Genomic DNA, 21,043 nt, shown 5'->3' with positions numbered 1-21,043 from the left:
GGAACACACACACGGCACTTTCCGCCCGATGAACACGACCGAGCAACAAATCCTGGAGTCACTCGACGCGCTGGACGCCGCGGTGCGCTCGATGAAATCGGCGAATCCGAAACCAGACCTGCTGCCGCTGTTCGCGCGCCTCGACGAACTCGCCTCCCGCCTCGGTCCCGGCGCGGACGGCGAACTGAAGCACTTCCTCCAGCGCAAGAGTTACGAAAAAGCGCGGCTCCACTTGCGGGGAATCGCCGCCGCGCGAGGCTCATGCGGAGGCGCGAATTGAAGGCCTCGATGACGCGGGCTCTCCGCTCGCTCCAGCGCCGGCTCCCGCCGGGCGAACTCCGTCTCGACGACGGCTCGCGCAACGCCCACGCGGCCGACAAGTGGTTCGCGACCTCCGCCCCCGATGCCGTCGCGCTGCCGCGGCGCACTTCAAGCGTCGTGAAAATCCTGCAGTGGGCCAACGCCCATCGGGTGCCGGTCACGGCGCGGGGCGCGGGCTTCGGCTACGTTGGCGGCTGCGTGCCGGTGCGCGGCGGCATCGCGCTGTCACTCGCGGGCATGAACCGCATCAAGGAGCTCGACGCGCGGGATTTCGTGGCGGTGGTCGAGCCGGGCGTGATCACGGCGCGTTTGCAGGAGGCCGTGGAGGCGCGCGGGATGTTCTACCCGCCCGACCCGGCGAGCCGCGCGGATTGCAGCATCGGCGGGAACATCGTGACCAACGCCGGCGGCCCGCGCTGCCTCAAATACGGCGTCACGCGCGATTACGTGCTCGGGCTCGAAGTGGTGCTCGCCGACGGCACGGTCATCCGCCCCGGCAGCCGCACGCACAAGAACAAGACGGGCTTCGAAATCGCGCGGCTGTTTGTCGGCTCCGAGGGGCTGCTCGGCGTGGTGACGGAGGCGACGCTCAAGCTGCTGCCGCTGCCGCCATTCCGCGCGTGCGTGGGCGTCGGATTCGACTCGATGACATCGGCAGCGCGCGCGATCCGCGACATCTTCGCCTCGGGATTTCTTCCCTGCGCCGTGGAAGTCGCGGACGCGTTCACGCTGGCCGCGGCGCACAAGCGGACGGGCTCGCGCCAGCTTGCCGGCTGCAAGGCCCACCTGATCGTGGAACTCGACGGACAGGAGGCGTCGGTTCGTGCCGAGTTGCGCGCCGTGGAAAAGATCGTGCGACGGCAGAAGCCGTTGTGCGTCCAGCGGGAGTTTGGCGCGGCTGACTGCGAAAGAATCTGGCAGCTCCGGCGCGAGTTTTCCTACGCGCTGCGCGACACGGGATTGCTGAAGCTGAACGAGGACATCGTGGTGCCGCGCGGCCGGCTCGAGGATTTGTTTGCCTTCGCCGGGCGGTTGCAGCGCAAGCATGGCTTTCCCGTCGCGAGTTTCGGACACGCCGGGGACGGCAACCTGCACGTGAACGTGATGGTGGATCGAACGCAACCGGGGGCGATGGCGCGGTGCGATGCCGCGCTCAATGACTTGTTCGAGCAGGTGCTCGCGTGGGGCGGCGTGATCACGGGCGAGCATGGCATCGGACTCGCGAAGAAGCCGTGGTGGAAGCTCGCCGTGGCGCCGGCGTTGCGCTCCGTCCACGCGCGCGTGAAGTCGGCCCTCGATCCGCGCGGCATCCTGAACCCGGGCAAGTTCGTCTGATTCATCCGTCGTGAAAGAAAAAGCCGCCGTTGATCACGGCGGCCTGATTGAAGGGGGGGGCCGGGCAGTGCGATTAGCGGTCGCGGTATCCGCCGCCGCCGCCGCCGCCACCACCGCCGCCGCGATAACCACCACCACCGCCGGGGCGCTCTTCGCGGGGCCGCGCTTCATTGACCGTCAGTGCACGACCTTGAAACTCCTTGCCGTGAAACATCTCGACCGCCTTGTTGGCCTCGTCCTGCGAGCCCATGTCCACGAAGGCGAAGCCGCGGGAGCGGCCGGTGACGCGGTCCTGCATGATGTTGACCGAGGTGACGGCGCCGGCCTGGCCGAAGTGGTCCTGGAGGTCGTTCTCGGTGGTGCTGTAGGGAAGATTCCCAACGAACAATCGGGTAGCCATGATGATGCTTTCTCTTGCCGCCTGCCGCACTGCCGCGTTCCCGACGTGGGTCTCAAACTGTCACGGCTTTCTCTGAAAGCACCCTCTGACAATTTCCGCACTGCACTGCACTGCGAAACGGACGCGCGCATTTATGCGCCCCGTTACGGGGGTGGCAAGCAAATTTCCGGCGATCACGGCCCGCGCGGATTCGCGGTGCGGCACCGCAGTCTCGCAGCTTCGGGATGGTCGGCGGCTCGGCCATACTGAACTTTTCCTTGCCGCTGTCGCGGCGTTCGCGCTAGCCTGCCACCGTCCTTCCTTAAACCCGGCTTATGTATCTTGGCGCAGCGTATCATCCCGAGCATTGGGTCTTTCCCTATGATGGCACCCAGGAAATCCCGGAAGACCGTTGGGAGGAGGACGCGCAAGGCATGGCCCACGCCGGACTGAACGTGGTGCGGATGGGCGAGTTCGCGTGGGGCTTGTGCGAGCGCGAGGAGGGCAAATACGACTTTGGCTGGCTCAACCGCGCGATGGATGTGATGCACAAGCACAACCTCCAGGTCGTGCTCGGCACGCCCACCGCGGCGCCCCCGTTGTGGCTGACGCAAAAGTATCCCGAGATCTTGCCGCTCGACGAGACCGGCCAGCCCAAGCGCGAGGGCACGCGCCGCGCCTACTGTATCAACAGCAACGTCTACTGGGACTTTTCGAAGAAGATCGTCACTCAACTCGCCAACACGCTGGGCAAGCATCCCGCGCTGATTGCGTGGCAGATCGACAACGGCATCGGACGACACGGCACGGAATACGCCTTCAACGCCGAGACGCGCCGAGACTGGATCGCGTGGCTACAGGCCAAATACGAGACCATCCCCAAACTCAACGAACGCATGGGGCTCACCTTCTGGGGGCAGGTCGTCAGCGACTGGACGCAGGTGCCGATGCCGATGAGCGCGCCCGCGCCGCACAATCCCGCGCTGGTGTGCGACTGGAGGCGGTTTTGCAGTGACTCCTGCGTGGCGTTTGTGCGCATGCAGCACGACCTGCTCAAGGGCGTCACACCGGACATTCCCACCACCACGACCTTCCGCGCGTGGGCGGCGAACTTCGACTACTTTGACATGGCCGAGGTCGTCGACTTCGTGAGCATGGACAGCAGCGCGACAAGCGCGGCAAGGGCCAGCGAAGTCGCGTGCAGCATCGACTTCCTCCGCTCGCTGAAGAAGACCGGCTCGACCGGTCCGGGTCGCGAGGAGGGGTTCTGGGTCATGGAGCAGAAGGCGGGACACGTCGCCTGGGCTGAAGTCAACTCGCTCGTCCGTCCAAACATCACGCGGCTGTTCACGTTCCAGGAAGTCGCGCGCGGCGCGAACGGCGTCTGCTATTTTTACTGGCGGCCGCCCCGCTTTGGGGCCGAGCGATTTTACGGCGGCGTGCTCACCCACGACGGCCGCGCGCAAAACCGCATGTTCGAGGAGATCACGAAGATCGGCGACGAGATGTCCACGCTCGGCGACTCGCTGCGCGGCACCCGATACGTGGCCGAAGTGGCCATCCTTTACAGCTATCCGAGCGAGTGGGCGCGCAACCAGCCGCTGCGACCGAACAAATTCTACAACCACCTCGAACACATCCAGCTCTTTCACAACGCGCTGCATGACCGCAACGTCGGCGTGGACTTCGCGCGCCCGACCGACGACCTGAGCCGCTACAAACTTGTCATCGCACCGGCGCTCCAGATGCTGGCCGGTGGCGAAGCCGACCTGCTCCGCGTCTACGTGCAGAACGGCGGCACGTTGCTCGCCACGTTCAACACCGGCTTGCTCAACGAAGACGGCCAGGTGCCCGTCACCGGCATTCCGACGGAACTCACTGACGTCTTCGGGCTTGAAATCTCCGAGTGGGACCCGCTGCCGCCGGGCGAGGAAAACCACCTGGCCTTCAAAGCCGGCTTTCAGACCTCGCACCTGCATCCCGCGCGCATTTGGTGCGACATCATCGAGCCGCAGGATTGCCAGGTGCTGGCGACCTACACGAAGGACTTCTACAACGGCAAGCCCGCGATGACCATGAACCAGTTCGGCGAGGGCAAGGCGGTCTACATCGGCACGATGAGCCACCCGCCGTTCTACATCGACCTCGTCAACTGGGCGCGCCAACTCTGCGGCATCACGCCGTTGCTGCGCGTGCCCGATCAGGTCGAGGTATCGCTGCGCGAGAAGGACAACCTGCGCCTCTATTTCCTGCTCAACCACAACAACTCCTCCATCCGCATCACCTTCCTCAAGCCGATGCATGACTTCATGACCGGCCAGAACCTTCCGAACAACTACGACATCCCGGCCCATGGCGTCCTCGTTCTCGACGAAGTCATCGAACCGCTCTGACCGGTCGCGCCCGCGTCCGCTCGCCCGCTCCGCCGAAACCCGGTCCGCGTATCCCGGCGCCCCGTCCGCCGCCCGCCGCCGCGTCCTTTCCCAGTGGCGGGGCGTCGATCTCGAGCCACTCGAATCCGCCCGCCGCGACACCGCCAAGTCCATCGCGTCCCTCGTGCCCCGGGTCGTCGCCGACCTCGGGCTCGAAGCGCGCCGCGCCGACGCCGAAATCGTTCGAGTGTGGAACGACCTCCTCGATCCGACGCTCACCGCCCACGCGCAGCCCGTGAATCTCGCGCGCGGCACACTCTTCGTCAGCGTCTCCACGAGCGTGTGGCTCGACACCATCGTCCGCTACCACCGGCGCGAAATCCTCGACCGACTTCAGCACGCGTTCGGCCGCGAGGTGGTCAAGAAAATCTCCTACCGGATTGGCTGACGCGATTCCGTGTCCCGGTGCGTTCCAATCTCCCGGGCGTAGCCCTCGCGGAACGTCGGGAACTTCAGTCGCCAGCCCGCAGACTTCAACTTCGCGTTCGACACGCGCTTGTGCGTCACGGCGCGCTTCCGGGGAACCCGTCCGGCTTCAGCCGCGGCGGGCGGCATCGCGCGGCCCAGCTCACCCGCGATCCATTCGAAAAACGCGCGCTCCGAAACCGGTGCGTCGTCCGCCACGTTGTAAACGCCGCCGGGTTGCGCGCGCTCCAGCGCCGTCATCACCGCGCCCGCGGCATCCTCGACGTGGACCATGTTGATGAACCGCGCCCCATCGCCCTCGATCCGAGCCTCGCCGCTCAGAAACTGCTTGAACAGGTGCCCACGTCCCGGCCCGTAAATGCCGGCCAGACGCAGCACCACCGCGGGAAACTTCCGGACGCGCCAGGCCTGCATCACCATCTGTTCGGCCTGCACCAGCACGCGGCCTGTCTCGCTCGTCGGTTCCGTCGCCGCCGACTCGTCCACCGTGGAGCCGTCCGACTGCGCATAAACGCTGGTGCTGCTCGTGAAGACAAACTTGCGCGGTGGCGCGTCGGCGAGCGCATCAAGCAAATGGCGCGTTCCGTCGAGAAACACCCGCCGATAGGCCTCCGCGTCGCCGCGCGACGAGGACACGGCGTCAACCACCCAGTCGAACGGCCCCGGCAGGCGCGCGAGGGCTGCTGGATTCGTGATGTCACCCGTGAGCGGCGTGACACCCGCCGCAGCGAGTCCGGCGGCGCCCTCCGCAGAGCGCCGCAGGCCGAACACCTCGTGCCCAAGTCGCGCGAGTTCCGCGCCGAGCGGGAAGCCCACATAGCCGCAGCCGACAATCAGCACACGCATCGCCGCGAGCATAGCAGACTCGCTCCCCGCCCTCCAACCGTGTAGCGTCAACCGCGAACGTCCATGCGTCCCACGCCATCCAATCCAGGCACTCGCGTGGTTGCCGTCCCCGAACTCCTTGCCCCCGCGGGTGACTGGGAATGTGCAAGGGCCGCGGTCGAGAACGGCGCCGATGCGATCTACTTCGGGCTCGAGCGGTTCAATGCCCGCATGCGCGCGAAGAACTTTACCGAGGCCGATCTTCCGCGGCTCATGGAGTTCCTGCACGTGCGCGGCGTGAAGGGCTTCGTGACTTTCAACACCCTTGTGTTCACGGATGAGCTTGGTGAGGCCGCACGATACGTTCGCGCCATCATCGCCGCGGGCGCGGACGCCGCCATCGTGCAGGATGTCGGCATTGCCCGGCTCATCCGCCGCATCTCGCCTGACTTTCCGATTCACGCCTCGACGCAAATGACCATCACGAGCGCCGCGGGCGTGGAATTCGCGCGCGAGCTCGGCTGCAACCTCGTCGTCCTGGCTCGCGAGTGCTCGATCGCCGAGATCGACCGGATTCAACCCGCAATCCGCCGCCCGCAATCCGCTATGCTCCTGGAGGTTTTCGTCCACGGCGCGCTCTGCGTTGCTTACAGCGGCCAGTGCCTCACGAGCGAGTCACTCGGCGGCCGCAGCGCGAACCGCGGCGAATGCGCCCAGGCGTGCCGCCTGCCTTACGAACTTGTCTCCGACGGGCGCGAAGTCCCGCTCGGCGACCGCCGCTATTTGCTCAGCCCGCAGGACCTCGCGGGGCTCGAAGTCCTGCCGCAACTCGCGCGCGCAGGCGTCGCTTCGCTCAAAATCGAGGGCCGGCTCAAATCGCCCGAATACGTCGCGAGCATCACCCGCGTTTACCGCGAGGCATTGGAAAACCTCAGATCGCGGATTGCGGGCTGCAAACCGGCGGACAGCGAACCCAATCGGTGCGTCAGTCCGCGATCCGCAATCCGCGATCCGCACTACGAAATGGAGATGACCTTCTCGCGCGGCCTCTTCACCGGCTGGCTCGGAGGGATCGACAACCAGCGACTCGTTCATGCGCGGTTCGGCAAGAAGCGCGGCGTGTTCCTCGGCCAGGTCAGTCGCGTCGACGGCGACCGCGTCCTGCTGCGCTTGGAGAATCCGCTCAAGGCCGGCGATGGCGTCGTCTTCGACGCGGGCCGCCCCGACGAACCGGAGCAGGGCGGGCGCGTCTTCGAAGTTCATGGCTCAAAGTTCAAGGCCGCGGCTTCGGAGTCCGCGCTCACGTTCCTGCACGGCGCGGTGGACTTCTCGAAAATCGCCCCCGGCGACCGCGTGTGGAAAACCGGCGACCCGGCTCTCGAGCGAGAGCTGCGGCAGACCTTCGAAGGCGACGCGCCGCGGTTCCAGCGACCGATTCACATGGAGGTTCACGGCCACGCGGGCGCCCCGCTGACGCTCATCACCCGCGACGAATCCGGCCATGTGGCGCACCTCGACTCCTCCAAGCCGTTGGCCCCCGCCGACCGCCAGCCACTCACCGACGAGCGACTCCGCGCACAACTCGGCCGTCTCGGCGGCACGCCGTTTCACCTCGGCGAGTTCACGAGCCAGATCGAGGGCGCGGTCATGCTTCCCGTCAGCGAACTCAACCGCCTCCGTCGGGAAGCCGTCGCCGAGTTGCAACGCCAGCGCGCGCAGCCCCGCCGGTGGACGGTCAATGAGTGCGGACTGCGGAATGTGGATTGCGGCATCCCGGTCCCGGCGCAGCCCGCCACTCCCGACCCGCAACCGGCAATCCGCAGTCCGCAGTTGATCCCCCTCGTCCGCACGATGCCGCAGCTCGACGCCGCCCTCGCATCCGGCGCGGCCACCATTTACTGCGAGCTCGAGGACGTGAAGAAATACCGCGACGCCGTCGCCCGCGTCCGAATCCACGCGCCCGTCGCCGCCTCTTCGCAATCCTCGATCTTCGTCGCTCCGCCGCGCATCACGAAACCCGGCGAAGAATGGATCCTCAATCTCGTCCGCTCCTCCGGGGCCGACGGCTACCTCGTCCGCAACTACGACCACCTGAACTTTTTCGCGGACTGCCGCCGCATCGGCGACTTTTCGCTGAACGTCGCGAACCCGATGACGGCGGAATACTTCATCCAGCGATTTGGGCTCGAACGGCTCACGGCGGGCTACGACCTGAACATCGCGCAACTCGAGGCGCTGCTTCGTGCCGCGCCCGCCGGGTGGTTCGAGGTCACCATCCACCAGCACATGCCCATGTTTCACATGGAGCACTGCGTGTTCTGCGCGTTCCTCTCGAAAGGGAAGGACTTTCGCGACTGCGGCCGCCCGTGCGACCACCACGACGTGCGCCTGCGCGACCGTGTCGGGATGGAGCATCCCCTCAAGGCCGACGCCGGCTGTCGCAACACCGTGTTCAACGCCCGCGCGCAAACCGGCGCAGAATTTGCAGCACGCCTGATCGAGCTCGGCGTCCGCCAGTTCCGGGTCGAGTTCGTGAACGAATCACCGGCCGAAGTGACGCGCACGCTCGCCCGCTACCAGTCGCTCCTGCGCGGCGAAATCACCGGGACTGAACTGTGGCGCGAATTGCGGCTGCACAACCAGCTTGGCGTGACCCGCGGGCAACTGGAAGGTGCGCGCCCTGAATCCCGTTAGCGCGTCGCGCTGTAGTGGAGCATCGTGCCGCCCGGAAACATCGAGCTTGACTCCTTTACTTTGCAATGCAAAGTGAACGCCATGGAACCGAACTGGGCCGAGGAGAACCTGCAGGTCATCCGCACGCTCATGGAACGCAGCGCGCTCTACCGTCGGGCGATGGCACCGGTGATGGCGTTCGCAGGCGCTACGGGAGCCGGGGCGGCCATCATCGCCGAGAAGGGCGCGGCGGCTCATCTCGGATTCGCGACGTATTGGATGCTTGTTTGCTTCGCGACGATCGGCGGAGCCCTTTTCCTCGTCCGACGCCAAGCCATGCGCGACGGCGAGCCGTTTTGGTCCTCACCCACTCGCCGCGTCGCGCAGGCTCTGTATCCGCCACTGTTCGTCGGCCTGGTGCTCGGCCTGGTCGTTCTCGCATCGCAGAGCCGGCCGGAGCCATGGCCGCTGCTCGCGATAGCTTGGGTGTTCCTTTATGGCCTTGCCCTCCATGCGGCCGGGTTCTTCATGGTGCGAGGAATCAAACTGCTCGGATGGATTTTCATCCTGAGTGCATCGGCGCTGAGCTTGGCGCGGCTGATCGTGCCCGACTTGGACAGGACATCATTCGCGAACGCGATCATGGGCGCTACTTTTGGCGGCTTGCACATTGCCTACGGCATCTACCTTTACTTCACCGAGAAGTCCCGGAATGCGCAGTGAACCCCGAACCGTTTCTCCAGCTCGACCGCGTCATCCACGAGAAGGGGCGGATGGCCATCATGTCGCTGCTCGCGGCCTCGCCGGAGTTGGCCTTCACCGAGCTGCGCGACGCGCTCCAGATGACCGACGGCAACCTCACCACGCACGTCCGCACGCTGCAGGAGGCCGGTTACGTCGCCGTCGCCAAGAGCTACCAGAACAACCGCCCGCTCACGACCGTCTCGCTCACCGCGCCGGGCGAGAAGGCGTTCGCCGGCTACATCAGCCTGCTGGAACAGATCGTTAAGCAGACGAAAGGAAAGTGACTCGTGAACTTTGAACAAAACTGCAACCGGCCGGTCTTTTGCTTTGTAATACAAAGTGAATGGCGCTTGCCGCGCCAGTCAGGCCCGCAACTCCCATGAAACTCCTCCGCGCCGAACATCTCGGCATGTGCTTCGGCGTTCGTGACGCCATCGCGCTTGCGCTCAAACACTCGCAGCACGCCCCGCTCACCATCCTGGGCGAGTTGGTCCACAACGAAACCGTCCTCGACGGCCTCCGGGCCCGCGGCGTGAGTGTCGAGTCCGACCTCGCGGCCGTCGCCACCTCCACGGTGATGATCACGGCGCACGGCGCGTCCGGGCGGCGGCTGGACCTCGTGCGCGGCCGCGGGCTGAACGTGGTGGAGGCCACATGCCCGCTCGTGCACGCTGCGCACCGCGGCGTGAAACAGCTCGTCGCCGATGGCTTCCATCCGGTCCTCATTGGCAAACGCGACCATGTGGAAGTGCGCGGGCTGACCGAGGACCTCGCCGCGTTCGACGTCGTGTTGACCGAGACGGACGTGGACGAACTGCGCGAGCGCCCGCGTTTCGGAGTGGCGGCGCAAACCACACAACCCATCGAGCGAGTGCGCGTGTTGGTCGAGCGCATCCGCGCGAAGTTCCCGCAGTCGGAAGTGCGCTTCATCGACACCGTGTGCCAGCCGACAAAGCAGCGGCAGCAGGCGGCCGTCGAGCTGGCGCGCCAGTGCGACGTGGTGGTGGTGATCGGGGGCGCGCACAGCAACAACACGCGCGAGTTGGTTGCGACAAGCGGGCGGCACTGCGCCCGTGTGCATCACGTGCAGGGGGCGGATGACCTGCGCGCCGGGTGGTTCTGCGCGGAGGACACCGTCGGCATCACCGCCGGCACGAGCACGCTGGACGGCACGATTGCCGCAGTCGAGGCGCGGCTTCATGCGATCGCGTTGCGATGCGCGGCGGAACGGCCGCCGTCCGAACTCTCTGAAATTCACGCGGCATGATTTCATGGGACTGACCCTCATCGTCATCGGCCTGCCGCTCATTGTGGCGTTGGTCGGCGTGTTGCTTGCGATTCCGAAGTCCACGCGGACAGCGGGATTCGTGCTGCTCGGTCTGGGAATCGCGGGCGTCGCGATGAGCGCCGTGGTCATCGCCGTGCTCTTGTCGGCCTCGAAGATGTGAGCGCCGCAACATGCCATGAACTCATCGCGTCTTCTCCAACTCGCCGCCTTGGTGCTGTCGCTTCCTGCAGCGGCAGTCTGCGGCGCGGGCGCGCTGCAAGTCGTCATTGGAGTTCACTGGGCGGCGGAGCTGGTTGGATGGCTTCAGGGCTTCACTTGGATGCGGCTGGTGTTTTCACACTGGATTGTGCTCGGCGGACCGATGCTGCTGGTCGCGAGGCACGCGCCGGCGGTCGTGCGGCTGAGTGCGGACGCAGTGAATGAGTATTAGGTCGTCGCATTCTCCGTGAAGCGACTCGCCCGGCACATCGTGCCGGTGCTGATCGGCTGCGCGCTGCTCGCGTTGCTGCTCGGGACCGCTTTTGCGGAGAACGTCCGCATCGTGCCGCGATGAACATGACTGCCATGCAAACCACGTCCCTTCCGTTCTCCCTGCGGCAGACGCCCGTGCTCCTGCGCTGCTTGAGGGCACTTCGCTGCTCGGCTCGCAGGTTTGCTGGGTGCTGCGCCCTTTCATCGGCCGGCCGCAGGACGCGGTCGAGTTCCTCGGCCCGGTGCCGTTCATGGGCAGCCTCCACGGCTCGCAAGCCGCGCATTGGGATCATGAACCAGAACGGCCACCCCTCACCCCATCGCTCTCCCCTCGTCGGACGAGGAGAGAGGGTGGCCGCAGGCCGGGTGAGGGGTGGTCGGGGCAAAGGTTCATGGGCAGTCTGTATGAGACGGTGTTCGAGGTGCTGCGCGAACTGATCTTCCGATGAACCGCACCCACTCAAACCGCACAAATCCGCGCTCAGTCGCGCGCCCTACGGCGTTGACCCGACTGTCCGCGGCGAACGCAAGCGCGCACTCTTCTCGACGATGAACCCGACCGTCGCACCGACCAACATCGTCACGCCGTCCCCGGAACTTCCCGCGCTGCTGCGCGGCGACCTGGCGCACGTGCGCCAGGGCGTCGAGCGCTGGGACCGCGCGCGAGTCGTGTCGTGGCTGGCGACGATTGTCGCGGGCAGCGCGCTGTTCGGCGCGGCGATGGGCTGGTGGCGCGACCCGTTGCAGGCGGGATACGCGGCGGTGAAATTCCCACTCATCATCCTGCTGACCACGCTGGGCAACGCGCTCATCAACGCGATGCTCGCGCCGCTCTTGGGCGTGAACATCAGCCTGCGCCAGTCGCTGCTCGCGGTGCTGATGAGTTTCGCCATCGCGTCGGCGATCCTCGGGGCGTTCGCGCCGCTGATGGCGTTTCTCGTCTGGAACACGCCGCCGCTCGATTCCGCCGAAGCCACGGCGACGGGCACGTATCGCTTCGTGCAACTCGCGTTCGTCGCGGTCATCGCGTTCGCAGGCGTGGCGGCAAACCTGCGCCTCCGTCAGTTGCTGGACCAACTCGGGGGCAGCGCCGCAGCCGCGCGCCGCGTGCTGTTCGCGTGGCTCGCAGTGAACCTCCTGCTCGGCAGCCAGCTCACGTGGATTTTCCGGCCGTTCATCGGCATTCCCGGCCGGCCCGTCGAGTTTCTCCGGCAGGACGCCTTCAGCGGCAACTTTTACGAAACGGTCCTGATCGCGATTCGGAAACTCCTTTCGATGGAATGAACCGCTCAACCAAACCAACCCCATGAACCCAACCAACCCGACTCCTCCGCCCATCGCCGCATCGTTGCCGCCGCAACTGCCACCCGCCGCACCGCCGCCGCACGGCAATGCGCCCGGTGACGAACCGGGAGAGCGTGAGCCCATCGGCGACCTGTTCGCCGCGGTCGAGGCCATCCTACGGCAGCCGAGGCGGGTGATGTTTCAGGTGACGAGGGAAGGGTCGCGTCCGCTCATCGCGGGGCTGCTGCTGATCGCGGTGTTGAGCGTGGCGGTGTATGGGCTGGTGGCCGGGACGTTCTCCGGCGGGGCGCAACTCTGGGCCGCGCCGATCAAGCTTGCGGCGGGGCTGGTGCTCACGGCGCTCATCTGTCTGCCGAGCCTCTACATTTTTGCGTGCCTGAGCGGATCGCAGGCGCGGCTGATGGAAGTGATCGGTCTGGTGGCAGGGATGCTCGCGCTGATGACGATGCTGCTGATCGGGTTCGCGCCGGTGGCGTGGGTGTTCTCGCAAAGCACCGAGTCAGTCGGCGCGATGGGCGCGCTGCACCTCATCTTCCTCCTCGTGGCGCTGTGTTTTGGCGTGCGGTTCCTCTGCTCGTCGTTCGAGCGGCACAGTCCCGAGTCCGAGAGTGGACCCATCGGCGTGTGGGTTGTCATCTTCCTGCTTGTTGCGCTGCAAATGACGACCGCGCTGCGGCCCATCGTCGGCACAGCGGAGACGTTTCTGCCGGCGGAGAAGAAGTTCTTCGCGAGCCACTGGTATTCTACAGTCGCGGACACGCCGGCGAAGACGCCGCGGGCGGAGGGGCGGCGGTAGCGTTTTGTCGAACAACTCGGTCACCACTTGAAAGAGACTCAATCATGGAAACTGCATTGCGATTCGCCGCTGCGGTGGGGTTTCTGATCCCCTTCATTCCTGGAGTGTGGCTGATCCGTTCGGGACTCTCCGCGCCGACGACTCAGGACATGGCGATTCCGATTGCGATCGGCGCGTTTCTGGCGGGCAATGCGGTGTTCGTGGGTGCGGTGCTTCTGTTCGCCGCCGAGAATCTTGGCGACGCGCGCGGCGGAAGTTCAGCGCGATGACTCACGAGCGACAACTCATCCGGCGAATCCGGTTCGCGACGGGCGTGTTCATCGGCGGACTCGTGGCGAGCGGGTTGACGGCGATCCCGCTGGAGACGGAACTTGCGCTCCTCGACCGGTGGATCGGCGGCGAATCGGGCTGGGTTCATCGCGTCGCGACTGCCTTGCACGAGACGAACACGAAGCATCCCTTCCTCGCCTACGGCACGGACTGGCTGGCGTTCGGGCACATGATCATTGCGCTGGCGTTTGTGTGGGCGTGGCGCGACCCGGTGCGCAACCGCTGGATGTTCGACTTCGGTCTGCTCGCGTGCGCGCTGGTAGTTCCGTGGGCGCTGGTGTCCGGCGAAGTGCGCGGCATCCCGATGGGCTGGCGCTTGATTGACTGTGGGTTTGGATTGCTCGGCGCGGTGCCCATGGGGTTATGCCGGAAGTGGGCGGCAATCGCGGTGGCTCGGGCAGCATGAGACTGGATCCTTGCCGAGGTTTGGTTTGTGTTCGAGGGGTGAATGTGCGGTGAATCCGCTCATGAAACGGCACGCATGCCCCGCGGTCGGTTGCGGTGCGCTGCTCTTTCTCTCGCTCGCGGGCGGCGACCACACGCACCGGCTCCGGTCTTTGCCGTGGCTCGAACTTTGGTGGCGGATGTTCATCGGGGGCTCCCTCAAGCCCACGGACAACCTGGTTGCGTCGGGCTGGCCTTTCCGGACGGCTTCCCGTTACGCGCCGAGCCGCAAATCGGCGACGCACTCGACGTGTTGCGTTTGCGGAAACATGTCGTGCGGAATGACACTTTGGAGCCGGTAGCGGCCGCCGTCGCAAAGCAGCTTCAAGTCGCGCGCGAGTGTCGCGGGATGGCACGACACGTAGAGCACTTGCCCCGGGCCGGCGCGGCGGATGCGGTGCAACGTCGCGGCCGGGCAGCCGGTGCGGGGCGGGTCCATCACGAGCGCCGTCGGCTCGCCCGGATGGCGCTGCAACAGGCCGCTCAAGTAATCCTCCGCGCAGCCCGGCACGAATCGCCCGTTCGTGACGTGCCGCGCCGCCTGATTCTGCTGCGCGGCCTTGATGGCGAGCGCGTCCACCTCCACGCCGACAAAGCTCTCAACGAGATTCGCGAGCTCGAGCGCGAAGAACCCGACGCCGCAATACGCATCCACAAGATGCCGTGCGCCGAAGTCCGCGACCCGTGCGCGCACCGTTTCGACAAGCTTGGGCAGGAGGAAGAAGTTGTTCTGAAAAAACGAATCGCGCGGCACGGCCCAGCGGTCCGGAGCAATGCGCAGCGTCACCTTGAGCCCGCCGCGGGGCGGCGGCTTGGCGCGCGCGAGCTTGAGCTGTTCATTGAGCGCCGGCTCGGCGATCGGACACTCCTCGATGTCGACGACGTGCTTGTCGTTCACGCCGAGGAAGCCGACCTGAAGCCGTTGTGCCGCGCCGTTCCACTGGCTGCGGACCATGATGCGGTTGCGATAGCCATAAGGCTGCGGACACGGGACGACCGGGGCGACGACGACCCGATCGAATCCGCCGACGCGCTGCAACAGGTCCGCGATCTGCCGGTGCTTGAACTCAAGCTGCGCGCCGTAGGCCACGTGTTGATACTGGCACCCGCCGCATTCGCCGAAGTATCGGCAACGCGGCTCGACGCGGTCGGGCGACGGCGTGGTCACGCGCACCAGTTTCGCGCGCGCGAACTTCTTCTTCACCTCGGTGACTTCAACCTCCACCTCGTCGCCGGGCACGACGAACGGCACAAACACGACGAATTCCCCGACGCGCCCGACGCCCTCGCCGCCAAAGGCGAGGTCCCGGATCGCGAGCGTCAGTCTCGATCCGGGAACGAGATCTGCGACGGGACGTTGGATCGAGTTGGGCATCGAACGGGAGTTCAGAACGATCGAAACGGGCCGGAAAGTCCGCGTTGACGAGCGACGCGACTTGACGGGTGTGGCCCCAAGCCGCCCGACCCCGGTGCCGATCCGCCCGGCGTCCGGCCCTCCGGGTTACTTCTTGGAGTGCTCTTGCTCGTAGTGCCTCTTGAGCAGGTCTTCGCCGAAGTCGCCGTCAAAGTCGCGCCACACCGCGTGGACGTGGTTGTTGTTGTTCTGCGTGTTGTCGTATTCGAGCAGGAAGGTCGGGCCCTGCACGCGGTAGTAATCGCCCTTGCCGGCGTCGAGCGGTCCCGCCCACGCGAAGTGCACCTTGTCCCAGCCGGCCTGGGCGATTTTGTCGAGGTCCCGCGAGGCGACGTCCGGCCGGACGCGCTGGGCGTATTCGCGCACGAGGGCCTGCAGGTTCGCGGTCTGCTCCTTCGTGAGCTTCGCGGCGGAAACGCCCGCGGGTGAGAGCGGCTTCACACGCTTGTCGGCCCCGGTGATGATGTCGCGCGGGGCGGTGTTGGTGAAGACGGCGGCGGCGCGCTGCGAGGCGTCGAGGGATTTCACGAGCGCGCGCGCGAGGTCTTCCTCGACCGCGAGCACGCGCAGCCCCTTGCGCGGGCCTTCGCGAACCTCGGCGGGGTTCGTGCCGAGGAAGTTCGGCGAGCCGACGACCTGGCCGTTGACGACGGTGAAGTTGAACGCGAGGTGATGTCCTTCCCAACGCCAGCCCCACGTGCCCTTGCTGCCCGGCGTCCCGAACACGGTCACGAAATAAAGCTCCGGATCGCGCGCCATCTTGCGGTTCGGCCCCTCGAGCTCGGCGAGAATCTGCTCGAGGCTCATGATGCTCGTGGCCTTGGAATAGCCGCGCTGGCTCAAGCTCGAACCGAGCAGTCCGTAGGCGAGGTGCCGTTGCGTCGGCGACATGTCCTTCAACGGAAGCCCCTTGCGCTCCTTTGGGATGAAGTGCCAGTTGAGGCGTTCCTCGTTCTTGAAGTCGAAGGCCGCCTTTGCCTTCGCCTCGGTGCCGAGCGCGGCGAGGAACGCGTTGGCGGCCGCGGCCATTTCCTCTCCCGGAGTCGCGGCGCGGGTTGGGGTGGCCAGCAGCGAGACTGCGGCGAAGGCAAGCAATGCGAGGCGGGGGCGGGTTGGCATGCGCGCAAGTCAATGCGAGCGGCGCGGAAAGGCAACTCGAAAAGCGACTCTTGCCTTGGAGGCGCTCCCGATGAAATCCTTCGACTCATGAAATCCGTGGTCATCGTGCCGCTCGTCGCCGCCTCGCTCCTCGCCTGCAAGAAGCCCGCATCCGAAGCCGGGCCCGCTCCGGCTCCCGCGGTCGCAGCTCCCCCGCAGTCCCCCGCGGCGCCCCCGACCGTGATATCGAAGCCCCCGGAGCCTGTCCCGCCGGGAAATCCTGGCGAGGAGCCCAGCCTCGCCGAGGTCAACCGCGCGTTGAATGCCTACATGCTGGGAATGATGAAGGAGCCCGCGACGTTGGAGGATCTCGTCAAGTCCGGCTACCTCAAGCGGCTCCCGCCGGCGCCGGCGGGAAAGAAGTTCGTTTTGAACGCGAAGAAGTCCGCCGTGCTCGTCGTGGACAAGTAGCCTTCGGCCGCTACTTCGACCACAGCGCGTTTGGATCACCTTTGGGCAAACCCCAACCGACGGCGCTTCCGCGGAGGGTCTCGGTGTGGCCGTCGAACTTCGCCACGTTGGCGTAGCGGTTGTGCCGGCTGATGATGCGGGTGCGGTCCGGATAGGTTCCCCAATACGGCGGGGTCGTGTTCGCCGGCGTCAGCCAAAAGTCCGCGCGCGCGTTCGGATTCGCCACGTCCTCCTTCCAGTTGTCCGAATTCGTGCTCGTCAGGCTTGCGGCGTCCGCCGTGGCGCAATCCGCCACGAAAATCGTGACGGGCGGACGAATCACATCCACCACGCGGAAGGGCGGCTGATACGAGACGTTCGCCGGCTGCACGTATTGGTAGGAAATCCCGACTTCCGGATAGCCCATGCCAATGCCGAGCGACGCCGCGGCACGGCCGGCGAACTGAAATGCGGCGCACTGCGAACCCTTGAACGTCGCGCCGGAGTAGGGGCGGAGCAGGTCCACCCATACCGTGAGCGTGTTGCCGCCGAGCGTGTTGGTGACGATGACAATCCCGTTGGGCATCAACGCGCCGCGGCCGGCGATCATGTTTGTGTCGAACATCTTCACGATCTTCTCGTCGTTGCTGTCCGAGTAGAGCGCGCTCGCGATCGCCATCTGGTGCATGTTGTTGATGCACGTCGCGCCCTTGCTCTTTTCCTTCGCCTTCGAAAGGGCCGGCAGCAGCAGCGCGGCGAGGATCGCAATGATGGCGATGACCACCAGGAGTTCGATCAGTGTGAAGGCCGCGACACGGGAACGCCCGGACGCTTCCGGCTCGCCCCGGGATGCAGCTCGTCGTTTCATCGCTTCGAGGGTTGTAGATACCCGACTCCGGGACGGCAGTCAAACTTCACGGCCACTCGCCCCGGGTCCTGTCGCCGATCGTCGAGGTGAGATGGGCGGACGAGGTCATTTCTTCCGTGCCGCCTTCATGAACGCATACAGGTCGGCGATCTCGCCGTCCTTCAATCCCGCCAGCAGGCCGCCGGGCATGATCGAGACGCGCGCGTCTCGCACGGACGCGATTTCCTCGCCGGTCAATCGCACGGTCGTGTCGGGGCCGGTCTGCACGAGCTTTGCGGTCGGCGAGTCGTAAACCATGAAGCCCGTGTGCGTCGCGCCGGATTTCGTCGTGACGAGCTTCGGCAGATACGCCGGTGAGATATCGCGGTTCGGGTCGAGGATCGCGATGAACAAGTCCTCGCGCGACAGCCGCGACGTGACGCCCGCGAGGTCCGGCCCGACGCGAGTCGAGCTGGCGTGGCAGCGATGACACGCGCGCTCCTCAAACAACCGCTGCCCGCGTGTCGCGTCTGCCGCGTCCCAGTTGATGCCCGGCAACCGTCTGAGAAATGACGCGACATCCTCGCCGCCGCCGAGCGCGGCGGACTCGCGCGGATAGGTCGCGGCGAACCACTCGAACACGGCGGCGTGTGCATTCAAGAAGTCGCCGCCCTCCGCAATGGTGAACGTCTGCGCCGCCCAGCCGCTGACGAGCGAGGTGAGCGCGTCGCGTGTCGCCTTCTCGCGCGGCTGCGAGCAGGCTCGGCGCAGCGCCGTCACCGCGGTCGCGATGTCCGATGGCGTCACCCGACCCGACACGCCCGCCAGCACACGCGCCGCGCGTTCGACAACCGCGGGTTGGAACGAGCCGAGCGCCGTCACGAACCGGTCGCGGTCGTCCGCCCGCGGCGCGCGCGCGAGCACGAGCGTGATGGCGTCGCGCAGATTCGCATGGCCCCACTGCGCGCGAAGCAGCGGCAACAGCTCGTCGTCCGGCAGCACGGCGAGAAACTCGATCAGCTCGGGCGTCCACTCCGTCGCCCGCGCGAGCTGTCGCGCCGCGGCGGGCTTGTCCGCGTCTGCGAGTCGCGCCGCGAGCACCGCGTGGTCGGCGAGGTCGAAATGGGGGGACGCCACGAGCGCGCTGCCGAGGGCCGGGTCGCGTTGAAACAGTCTCGTGACCATGTCCGCCACCCGCGACGGCCAGAAGCGGCTCGGTTCTTTCCGGTCCGTGCGCATCTTGTGTTGCAACGCCGCGACGGCGAACGCGGTCCGCTTCGTGAGGTCCGCCGTTCTCGCGCCCGGCAGCCGCGACGCGACCATCAGGAAGTGGATGTCGTCCTCGACCGGCGACCCATACGACCACTTGCTGACGACGCGCTCGACGAGACCGGGCACGTCCACGCCGACCATGCCGAGCACGCGGCCGAGTTCGCGGTCGAGCCGGCGGTCGCCGGTCGGGAAAGCGGGCGCGAGGCGTTCGGCCATTTCGCGCCGCAACGGCTCGGGGACGGCGTCGCTGTTTGCAGCGGCGAATCCGTCATGCGTGTCAGGCTTGTCCTGCATCAGCTTGAGGTCGCCGAGGGCGATTTGAAGCAGGCGAACCGCGTCGAGGCGCGCCGCAATGTCAGGGCTCCGCGTCGCGACGAAAAGGCAACCGTGAACGAATTGCTCCTGCCAGTCCTTCACATCGGCGCGATGCGGGCCGAACACCTTGAACATGCCGAGCCGCTGCTGGTCAGTGAGCCGTGCAGGCGGCGTTGTCGCGGCGACGCTGTCGAGTCCGGATCCGCGCGCGGCGAGCACGGCGGCCTGCCGCACACGACGGTCGTCGGACCCGAGGCCGCGATACCAGTCGGGAGTCACTGGCCTCTCATGAGCACCGGGCTTCAGCCCGGTGCGGGGCGTCGTGTCGGTGGGAAGCCGCTGAAGCGGCTTTGCTGCTTCGGCCGACCCTTCCACCCGGCTGAAGCCGGGTGCGAATGAGAGAATCGCCTCCCACGCCGCGCGGGCGATGCGCGGGTCGTCGCGTCGCGTCATCGAGGCGATGAACTCGCGTGACGCCGCGCTGTCCGCGCTGCGCGACACGGCCCACACGGCGCGCGCGGTGACTTCGGCGTCTTTGCCATCGGCGACTTGCGCCGCGAGCAGGGGCGTCACGCCACCAAACAACTCGACGAGCACTTCGAGCGCGCGGATGCGCTCGAGTTGCGGCTGCTTCGCATCGAGCGCGGCGTTCTCGAACGCTTCCTTGCCGAGGGTGCGAGCCTTCGGAATCCACTCCGTGCGCGACCAGCTTGCGAGCGGTTGCGCGGCTTGCAGAACTTCGCGCACCGGCGAACCAGCTTTCGGCGTGGGCGGAAGTTTGCCCGTGTATCGGACCCGGAACACGCTGCCGACCGTGCCGCGCCCGCCGATGCTCACGAGCAGGTCGCCGTTCGGCGCGACGCACAAGTCGGTCGGCGCGAAGCCGACATCCCCCGCGGTCTCCATGAAGATTTCCATCTTGGTTTCGTAGGTCGAGCCGTGCCGCGCAAGCGGGAAGAAGTAGATGCGGCCGTAGGTCCAGCAGATGGCGAAGAGGCCCTCGTGATAGGGGGCGGGAAAGGCACGGTGGCGATAGACGGTCACGCCGGTGGGCGAGCCGCGGCCGACTTCCCACAGCCGGTCGGTGTTGTCGAACCACGCCTCGGGACGGTTCCAGGCGTGCGACCAGCCCCGCAGGATCCAGCCGTGATGCGCGCCCGTCGCGATGTCGAACATGCGCGAACCGGAATACCACGGCAGATGGTGGTCGCGCTCGCCGTCGGCGTCGTAGGTGAACACGGCGCCGTGCGCGTTGAAGTCGAGGTCGTAGGGATTGCGGAAGCCGTGCGCGACGACTTCGCAGCCCTTGCCGTCGGGCGGTATGCGGACGAGCGCGCCGGCGTTGGGTTGCTTCACGGGCGAACCGGGCAGCGATGCGTGCGTATTTGTGATGCCGGTGTCATTGCCGCCGATCATGTAGAACCAGCCGTCGGGGCCCTTCACGATGCCGTTGGCGGAATGTTCGCCGTCGCGTTCGGTGCGGATGAACAGCGCCGAGTCGCCGTCGGCAACGCCGTCGCCGTCGCGGTCGAACCAGCGCCGCACGCCGTTGTCGCCGTCGCAGATGAGGTCGTGCCCGTCGAAATACATCCCGTGCGCGCCGCTCTTCGGGCCGTTCAGGAACACGGTCGCCTTGTCCGCGCGGCCATCGCCGTCGGTGTCGTGAAGCACCTTGATCCAGTCCTTGCTCGCGACGACGACGCGGCCCTTCGAGTCGAGCGTCATCGAGAAGATGTCGTGCGCAAGCTCGTCGCCAGCGAAGCGCGAGACTTCAAAACCTTCGGGCACGCGGAAGCCCTGGCTCACCGCGGCGCGCGATGCGAGTGCGGTGAATGTGAGAGCGAGCGACGCAGCGAGGACCAGGCGGCGGACGGGAAT

General features: G+C 66.4%; 20 protein-coding genes. 14 read left to right on the top strand and 6 right to left on the bottom strand.

Features of this window, described 5'->3' with window-relative positions; translation table 11 throughout:
* Positions 1-28 precede the first annotated feature (28 nt).
* Both FJ386_10475 and FJ386_10470 read left to right on the top strand, forming a co-directional pair.
* Positions 29-280, top strand: coding sequence for a hypothetical protein (locus tag FJ386_10475; protein ID MBM3877132.1), 252 nt, complete (start codon positions 29-31; stop codon positions 278-280).
* 8 nt (positions 281-288) lie between these two features.
* Positions 289-1,656 carry an FAD-binding protein gene (locus tag FJ386_10470; GenBank protein ID MBM3877131.1) on the top strand — a complete coding sequence of 456 codons (1,368 nt, stop codon included), beginning with the start codon at positions 289-291 and terminating at the stop codon, positions 1,654-1,656.
* 73 nt (positions 1,657-1,729) lie between these two features.
* Here the strand turns inward: FJ386_10470 and FJ386_10465 are convergent, their stop codons facing one another.
* Positions 1,730-2,056, bottom strand: a complete 327-nt coding sequence (locus FJ386_10465) for an RNA-binding protein (GenBank protein MBM3877130.1) — start codon at positions 2,054-2,056, stop codon at positions 1,730-1,732.
* 314 nt (positions 2,057-2,370) lie between these two features.
* Between FJ386_10465 and FJ386_10460 the strand changes: the two genes are divergently transcribed.
* On the top strand, positions 2,371-4,428 hold the full coding sequence (locus FJ386_10460; protein ID MBM3877129.1) for a beta-galactosidase: 2,058 nt from the start codon (positions 2,371-2,373) through the stop codon (positions 4,426-4,428).
* Positions 4,388-4,855: a DUF721 domain-containing protein gene (locus FJ386_10455; protein MBM3877128.1), complete on the top strand. Its 468-nt coding sequence runs from the start codon at positions 4,388-4,390 to the stop codon at positions 4,853-4,855. Before FJ386_10460 ends, FJ386_10455 begins: the two co-directional genes overlap by 41 nt.
* On the opposite strand, the gene FJ386_10450 is transcribed toward FJ386_10455, so the two are convergent.
* Entirely contained in the window at positions 4,840-5,751 is a 912-nt protein-coding gene (locus tag FJ386_10450) for an SDR family oxidoreductase (GenBank protein ID MBM3877127.1), read from the bottom strand. The two genes, FJ386_10455 and FJ386_10450, sit on opposite strands and share 16 nt — an antisense overlap.
* 51 nt (positions 5,752-5,802) lie before the next feature.
* Here FJ386_10450 and FJ386_10445 point away from each other — a divergent pair, with 51 nt between their 5' ends.
* From FJ386_10445 to FJ386_10405, 9 genes are all read left to right on the top strand, one after another.
* Positions 5,803-8,412: a U32 family peptidase gene (locus FJ386_10445; GenBank protein MBM3877126.1), complete on the top strand. Its 2,610-nt coding sequence runs from the start codon at positions 5,803-5,805 to the stop codon at positions 8,410-8,412.
* 72 nt (positions 8,413-8,484) lie between these two features.
* Complete coding sequence (locus FJ386_10440) at positions 8,485-9,114, top strand: hypothetical protein (protein ID MBM3877125.1); 630 nt, start codon at positions 8,485-8,487, stop codon at positions 9,112-9,114.
* 50 nt (positions 9,115-9,164) lie between these two features.
* Positions 9,165-9,419 (top strand): helix-turn-helix domain-containing protein, encoded by a 255-nt coding sequence (locus FJ386_10435; protein ID MBM3877124.1) that lies wholly within the window; start codon positions 9,165-9,167, stop codon positions 9,417-9,419.
* A 95-nt stretch (positions 9,420-9,514) separates the two neighbouring features.
* A complete protein-coding gene (ispH, locus tag FJ386_10430; protein ID MBM3877123.1) occupies positions 9,515-10,402 on the top strand; it encodes a 4-hydroxy-3-methylbut-2-enyl diphosphate reductase in 888 nt (295 codons plus the stop codon).
* A 196-nt stretch (positions 10,403-10,598) separates the two neighbouring features.
* Positions 10,599-10,853 carry a hypothetical protein gene (locus FJ386_10425; GenBank protein MBM3877122.1) on the top strand — a complete coding sequence of 85 codons (255 nt, stop codon included), beginning with the start codon at positions 10,599-10,601 and terminating at the stop codon, positions 10,851-10,853.
* A 590-nt stretch (positions 10,854-11,443) separates the two neighbouring features.
* Positions 11,444-12,178 carry a hypothetical protein gene (locus tag FJ386_10420; protein ID MBM3877121.1) on the top strand — a complete coding sequence of 245 codons (735 nt, stop codon included), beginning with the start codon at positions 11,444-11,446 and terminating at the stop codon, positions 12,176-12,178.
* 22 nt (positions 12,179-12,200) lie between these two features.
* Positions 12,201-12,995 (top strand): hypothetical protein, encoded by a 795-nt coding sequence (locus FJ386_10415; GenBank protein MBM3877120.1) that lies wholly within the window; start codon positions 12,201-12,203, stop codon positions 12,993-12,995.
* Between the two features lie 44 nt (positions 12,996-13,039).
* Positions 13,040-13,264, top strand: coding sequence for a hypothetical protein (locus FJ386_10410; protein ID MBM3877119.1), 225 nt, complete (start codon positions 13,040-13,042; stop codon positions 13,262-13,264).
* Positions 13,261-13,731, top strand: coding sequence for a hypothetical protein (locus FJ386_10405; GenBank protein MBM3877118.1), 471 nt, complete (start codon positions 13,261-13,263; stop codon positions 13,729-13,731). The genes FJ386_10410 and FJ386_10405 overlap by 4 nt, the downstream gene beginning before the upstream one ends.
* A 252-nt stretch (positions 13,732-13,983) precedes the next feature.
* Here the strand turns inward: FJ386_10405 and FJ386_10400 are convergent, their stop codons facing one another.
* Positions 13,984-15,144: a class I SAM-dependent RNA methyltransferase gene (locus FJ386_10400; GenBank protein ID MBM3877117.1), complete on the bottom strand. Its 1,161-nt coding sequence runs from the start codon at positions 15,142-15,144 to the stop codon at positions 13,984-13,986.
* 126 nt (positions 15,145-15,270) lie between these two features.
* Positions 15,271-16,302, bottom strand: a complete 1,032-nt coding sequence (locus FJ386_10395) for a DUF3500 domain-containing protein (GenBank protein ID MBM3877116.1) — start codon at positions 16,300-16,302, stop codon at positions 15,271-15,273.
* A gap of 87 nt (positions 16,303-16,389) precedes the next feature.
* Between FJ386_10395 and FJ386_10390 the strand changes: the two genes are divergently transcribed.
* Positions 16,390-16,752, top strand: a complete 363-nt coding sequence (locus FJ386_10390) for a hypothetical protein (GenBank protein MBM3877115.1) — start codon at positions 16,390-16,392, stop codon at positions 16,750-16,752.
* Between the two features lie 10 nt (positions 16,753-16,762).
* Here FJ386_10390 and FJ386_10385 read toward each other — a convergent pair whose 3' ends face one another.
* Positions 16,763-17,599, bottom strand: a complete 837-nt coding sequence (locus tag FJ386_10385) for a prepilin-type N-terminal cleavage/methylation domain-containing protein (GenBank protein MBM3877114.1) — start codon at positions 17,597-17,599, stop codon at positions 16,763-16,765.
* 105 nt (positions 17,600-17,704) lie between these two features.
* Positions 17,705-21,043 (bottom strand): c-type cytochrome (locus FJ386_10380; protein MBM3877113.1); only part of this gene is annotated, 3,339 nt, incomplete at its 5' end.

This window comes from Verrucomicrobiota bacterium (assembly GCA_016871675.1).
Taxonomy (GTDB): Bacteria; Verrucomicrobiota; Verrucomicrobiia; order Limisphaerales; family VHCN01; genus VHCN01.
The sequence above is the reverse complement of the archived record's forward strand: the minus strand, read 5'-3'. Positions and strand labels throughout refer to the sequence as shown.

What these genes read in the sequence shown, in the direction of transcription:
- FJ386_10475 (MBM3877132.1), top strand. Translation starts at nt 29, where the DNA reads ATGAACACGACCGAGCAACAAATCCTGGAGTCACTCGACGCGCTGGAC.
- FJ386_10470 (MBM3877131.1), top strand. Translation starts at nt 289, where the DNA reads ATGACGCGGGCTCTCCGCTCGCTCCAGCGCCGGCTCCCGCCGGGCGAA.
- FJ386_10465 (MBM3877130.1), bottom strand. Translation starts at nt 2,056, where the DNA reads ATGGCTACCCGATTGTTCGTTGGGAATCTTCCCTACAGCACCACCGAG.
- FJ386_10460 (MBM3877129.1), top strand. Translation starts at nt 2,371, where the DNA reads ATGTATCTTGGCGCAGCGTATCATCCCGAGCATTGGGTCTTTCCCTAT.
- FJ386_10455 (MBM3877128.1), top strand. Translation starts at nt 4,388, where the DNA reads ATGGCGTCCTCGTTCTCGACGAAGTCATCGAACCGCTCTGACCGGTCG.
- FJ386_10450 (MBM3877127.1), bottom strand. Translation starts at nt 5,751, where the DNA reads ATGCTCGCGGCGATGCGTGTGCTGATTGTCGGCTGCGGCTATGTGGGC.
- FJ386_10445 (MBM3877126.1), top strand. Translation starts at nt 5,803, where the DNA reads ATGCGTCCCACGCCATCCAATCCAGGCACTCGCGTGGTTGCCGTCCCC.
- FJ386_10435 (MBM3877124.1), top strand. Translation starts at nt 9,165, where the DNA reads ATGGCCATCATGTCGCTGCTCGCGGCCTCGCCGGAGTTGGCCTTCACC.
- ispH (MBM3877123.1), top strand. Translation starts at nt 9,515, where the DNA reads ATGAAACTCCTCCGCGCCGAACATCTCGGCATGTGCTTCGGCGTTCGT.
- FJ386_10425 (MBM3877122.1), top strand. Translation starts at nt 10,599, where the DNA reads ATGAACTCATCGCGTCTTCTCCAACTCGCCGCCTTGGTGCTGTCGCTT.
- FJ386_10420 (MBM3877121.1), top strand. Translation starts at nt 11,444, where the DNA reads ATGAACCCGACCGTCGCACCGACCAACATCGTCACGCCGTCCCCGGAA.
- FJ386_10415 (MBM3877120.1), top strand. Translation starts at nt 12,201, where the DNA reads ATGAACCCAACCAACCCGACTCCTCCGCCCATCGCCGCATCGTTGCCG.
- FJ386_10410 (MBM3877119.1), top strand. Translation starts at nt 13,040, where the DNA reads ATGGAAACTGCATTGCGATTCGCCGCTGCGGTGGGGTTTCTGATCCCC.
- FJ386_10405 (MBM3877118.1), top strand. Translation starts at nt 13,261, where the DNA reads ATGACTCACGAGCGACAACTCATCCGGCGAATCCGGTTCGCGACGGGC.
- FJ386_10400 (MBM3877117.1), bottom strand. Translation starts at nt 15,144, where the DNA reads ATGCCCAACTCGATCCAACGTCCCGTCGCAGATCTCGTTCCCGGATCG.
- FJ386_10395 (MBM3877116.1), bottom strand. Translation starts at nt 16,302, where the DNA reads ATGCCAACCCGCCCCCGCCTCGCATTGCTTGCCTTCGCCGCAGTCTCG.
- FJ386_10390 (MBM3877115.1), top strand. Translation starts at nt 16,390, where the DNA reads ATGAAATCCGTGGTCATCGTGCCGCTCGTCGCCGCCTCGCTCCTCGCC.
- FJ386_10385 (MBM3877114.1), bottom strand. Translation starts at nt 17,599, where the DNA reads ATGAAACGACGAGCTGCATCCCGGGGCGAGCCGGAAGCGTCCGGGCGT.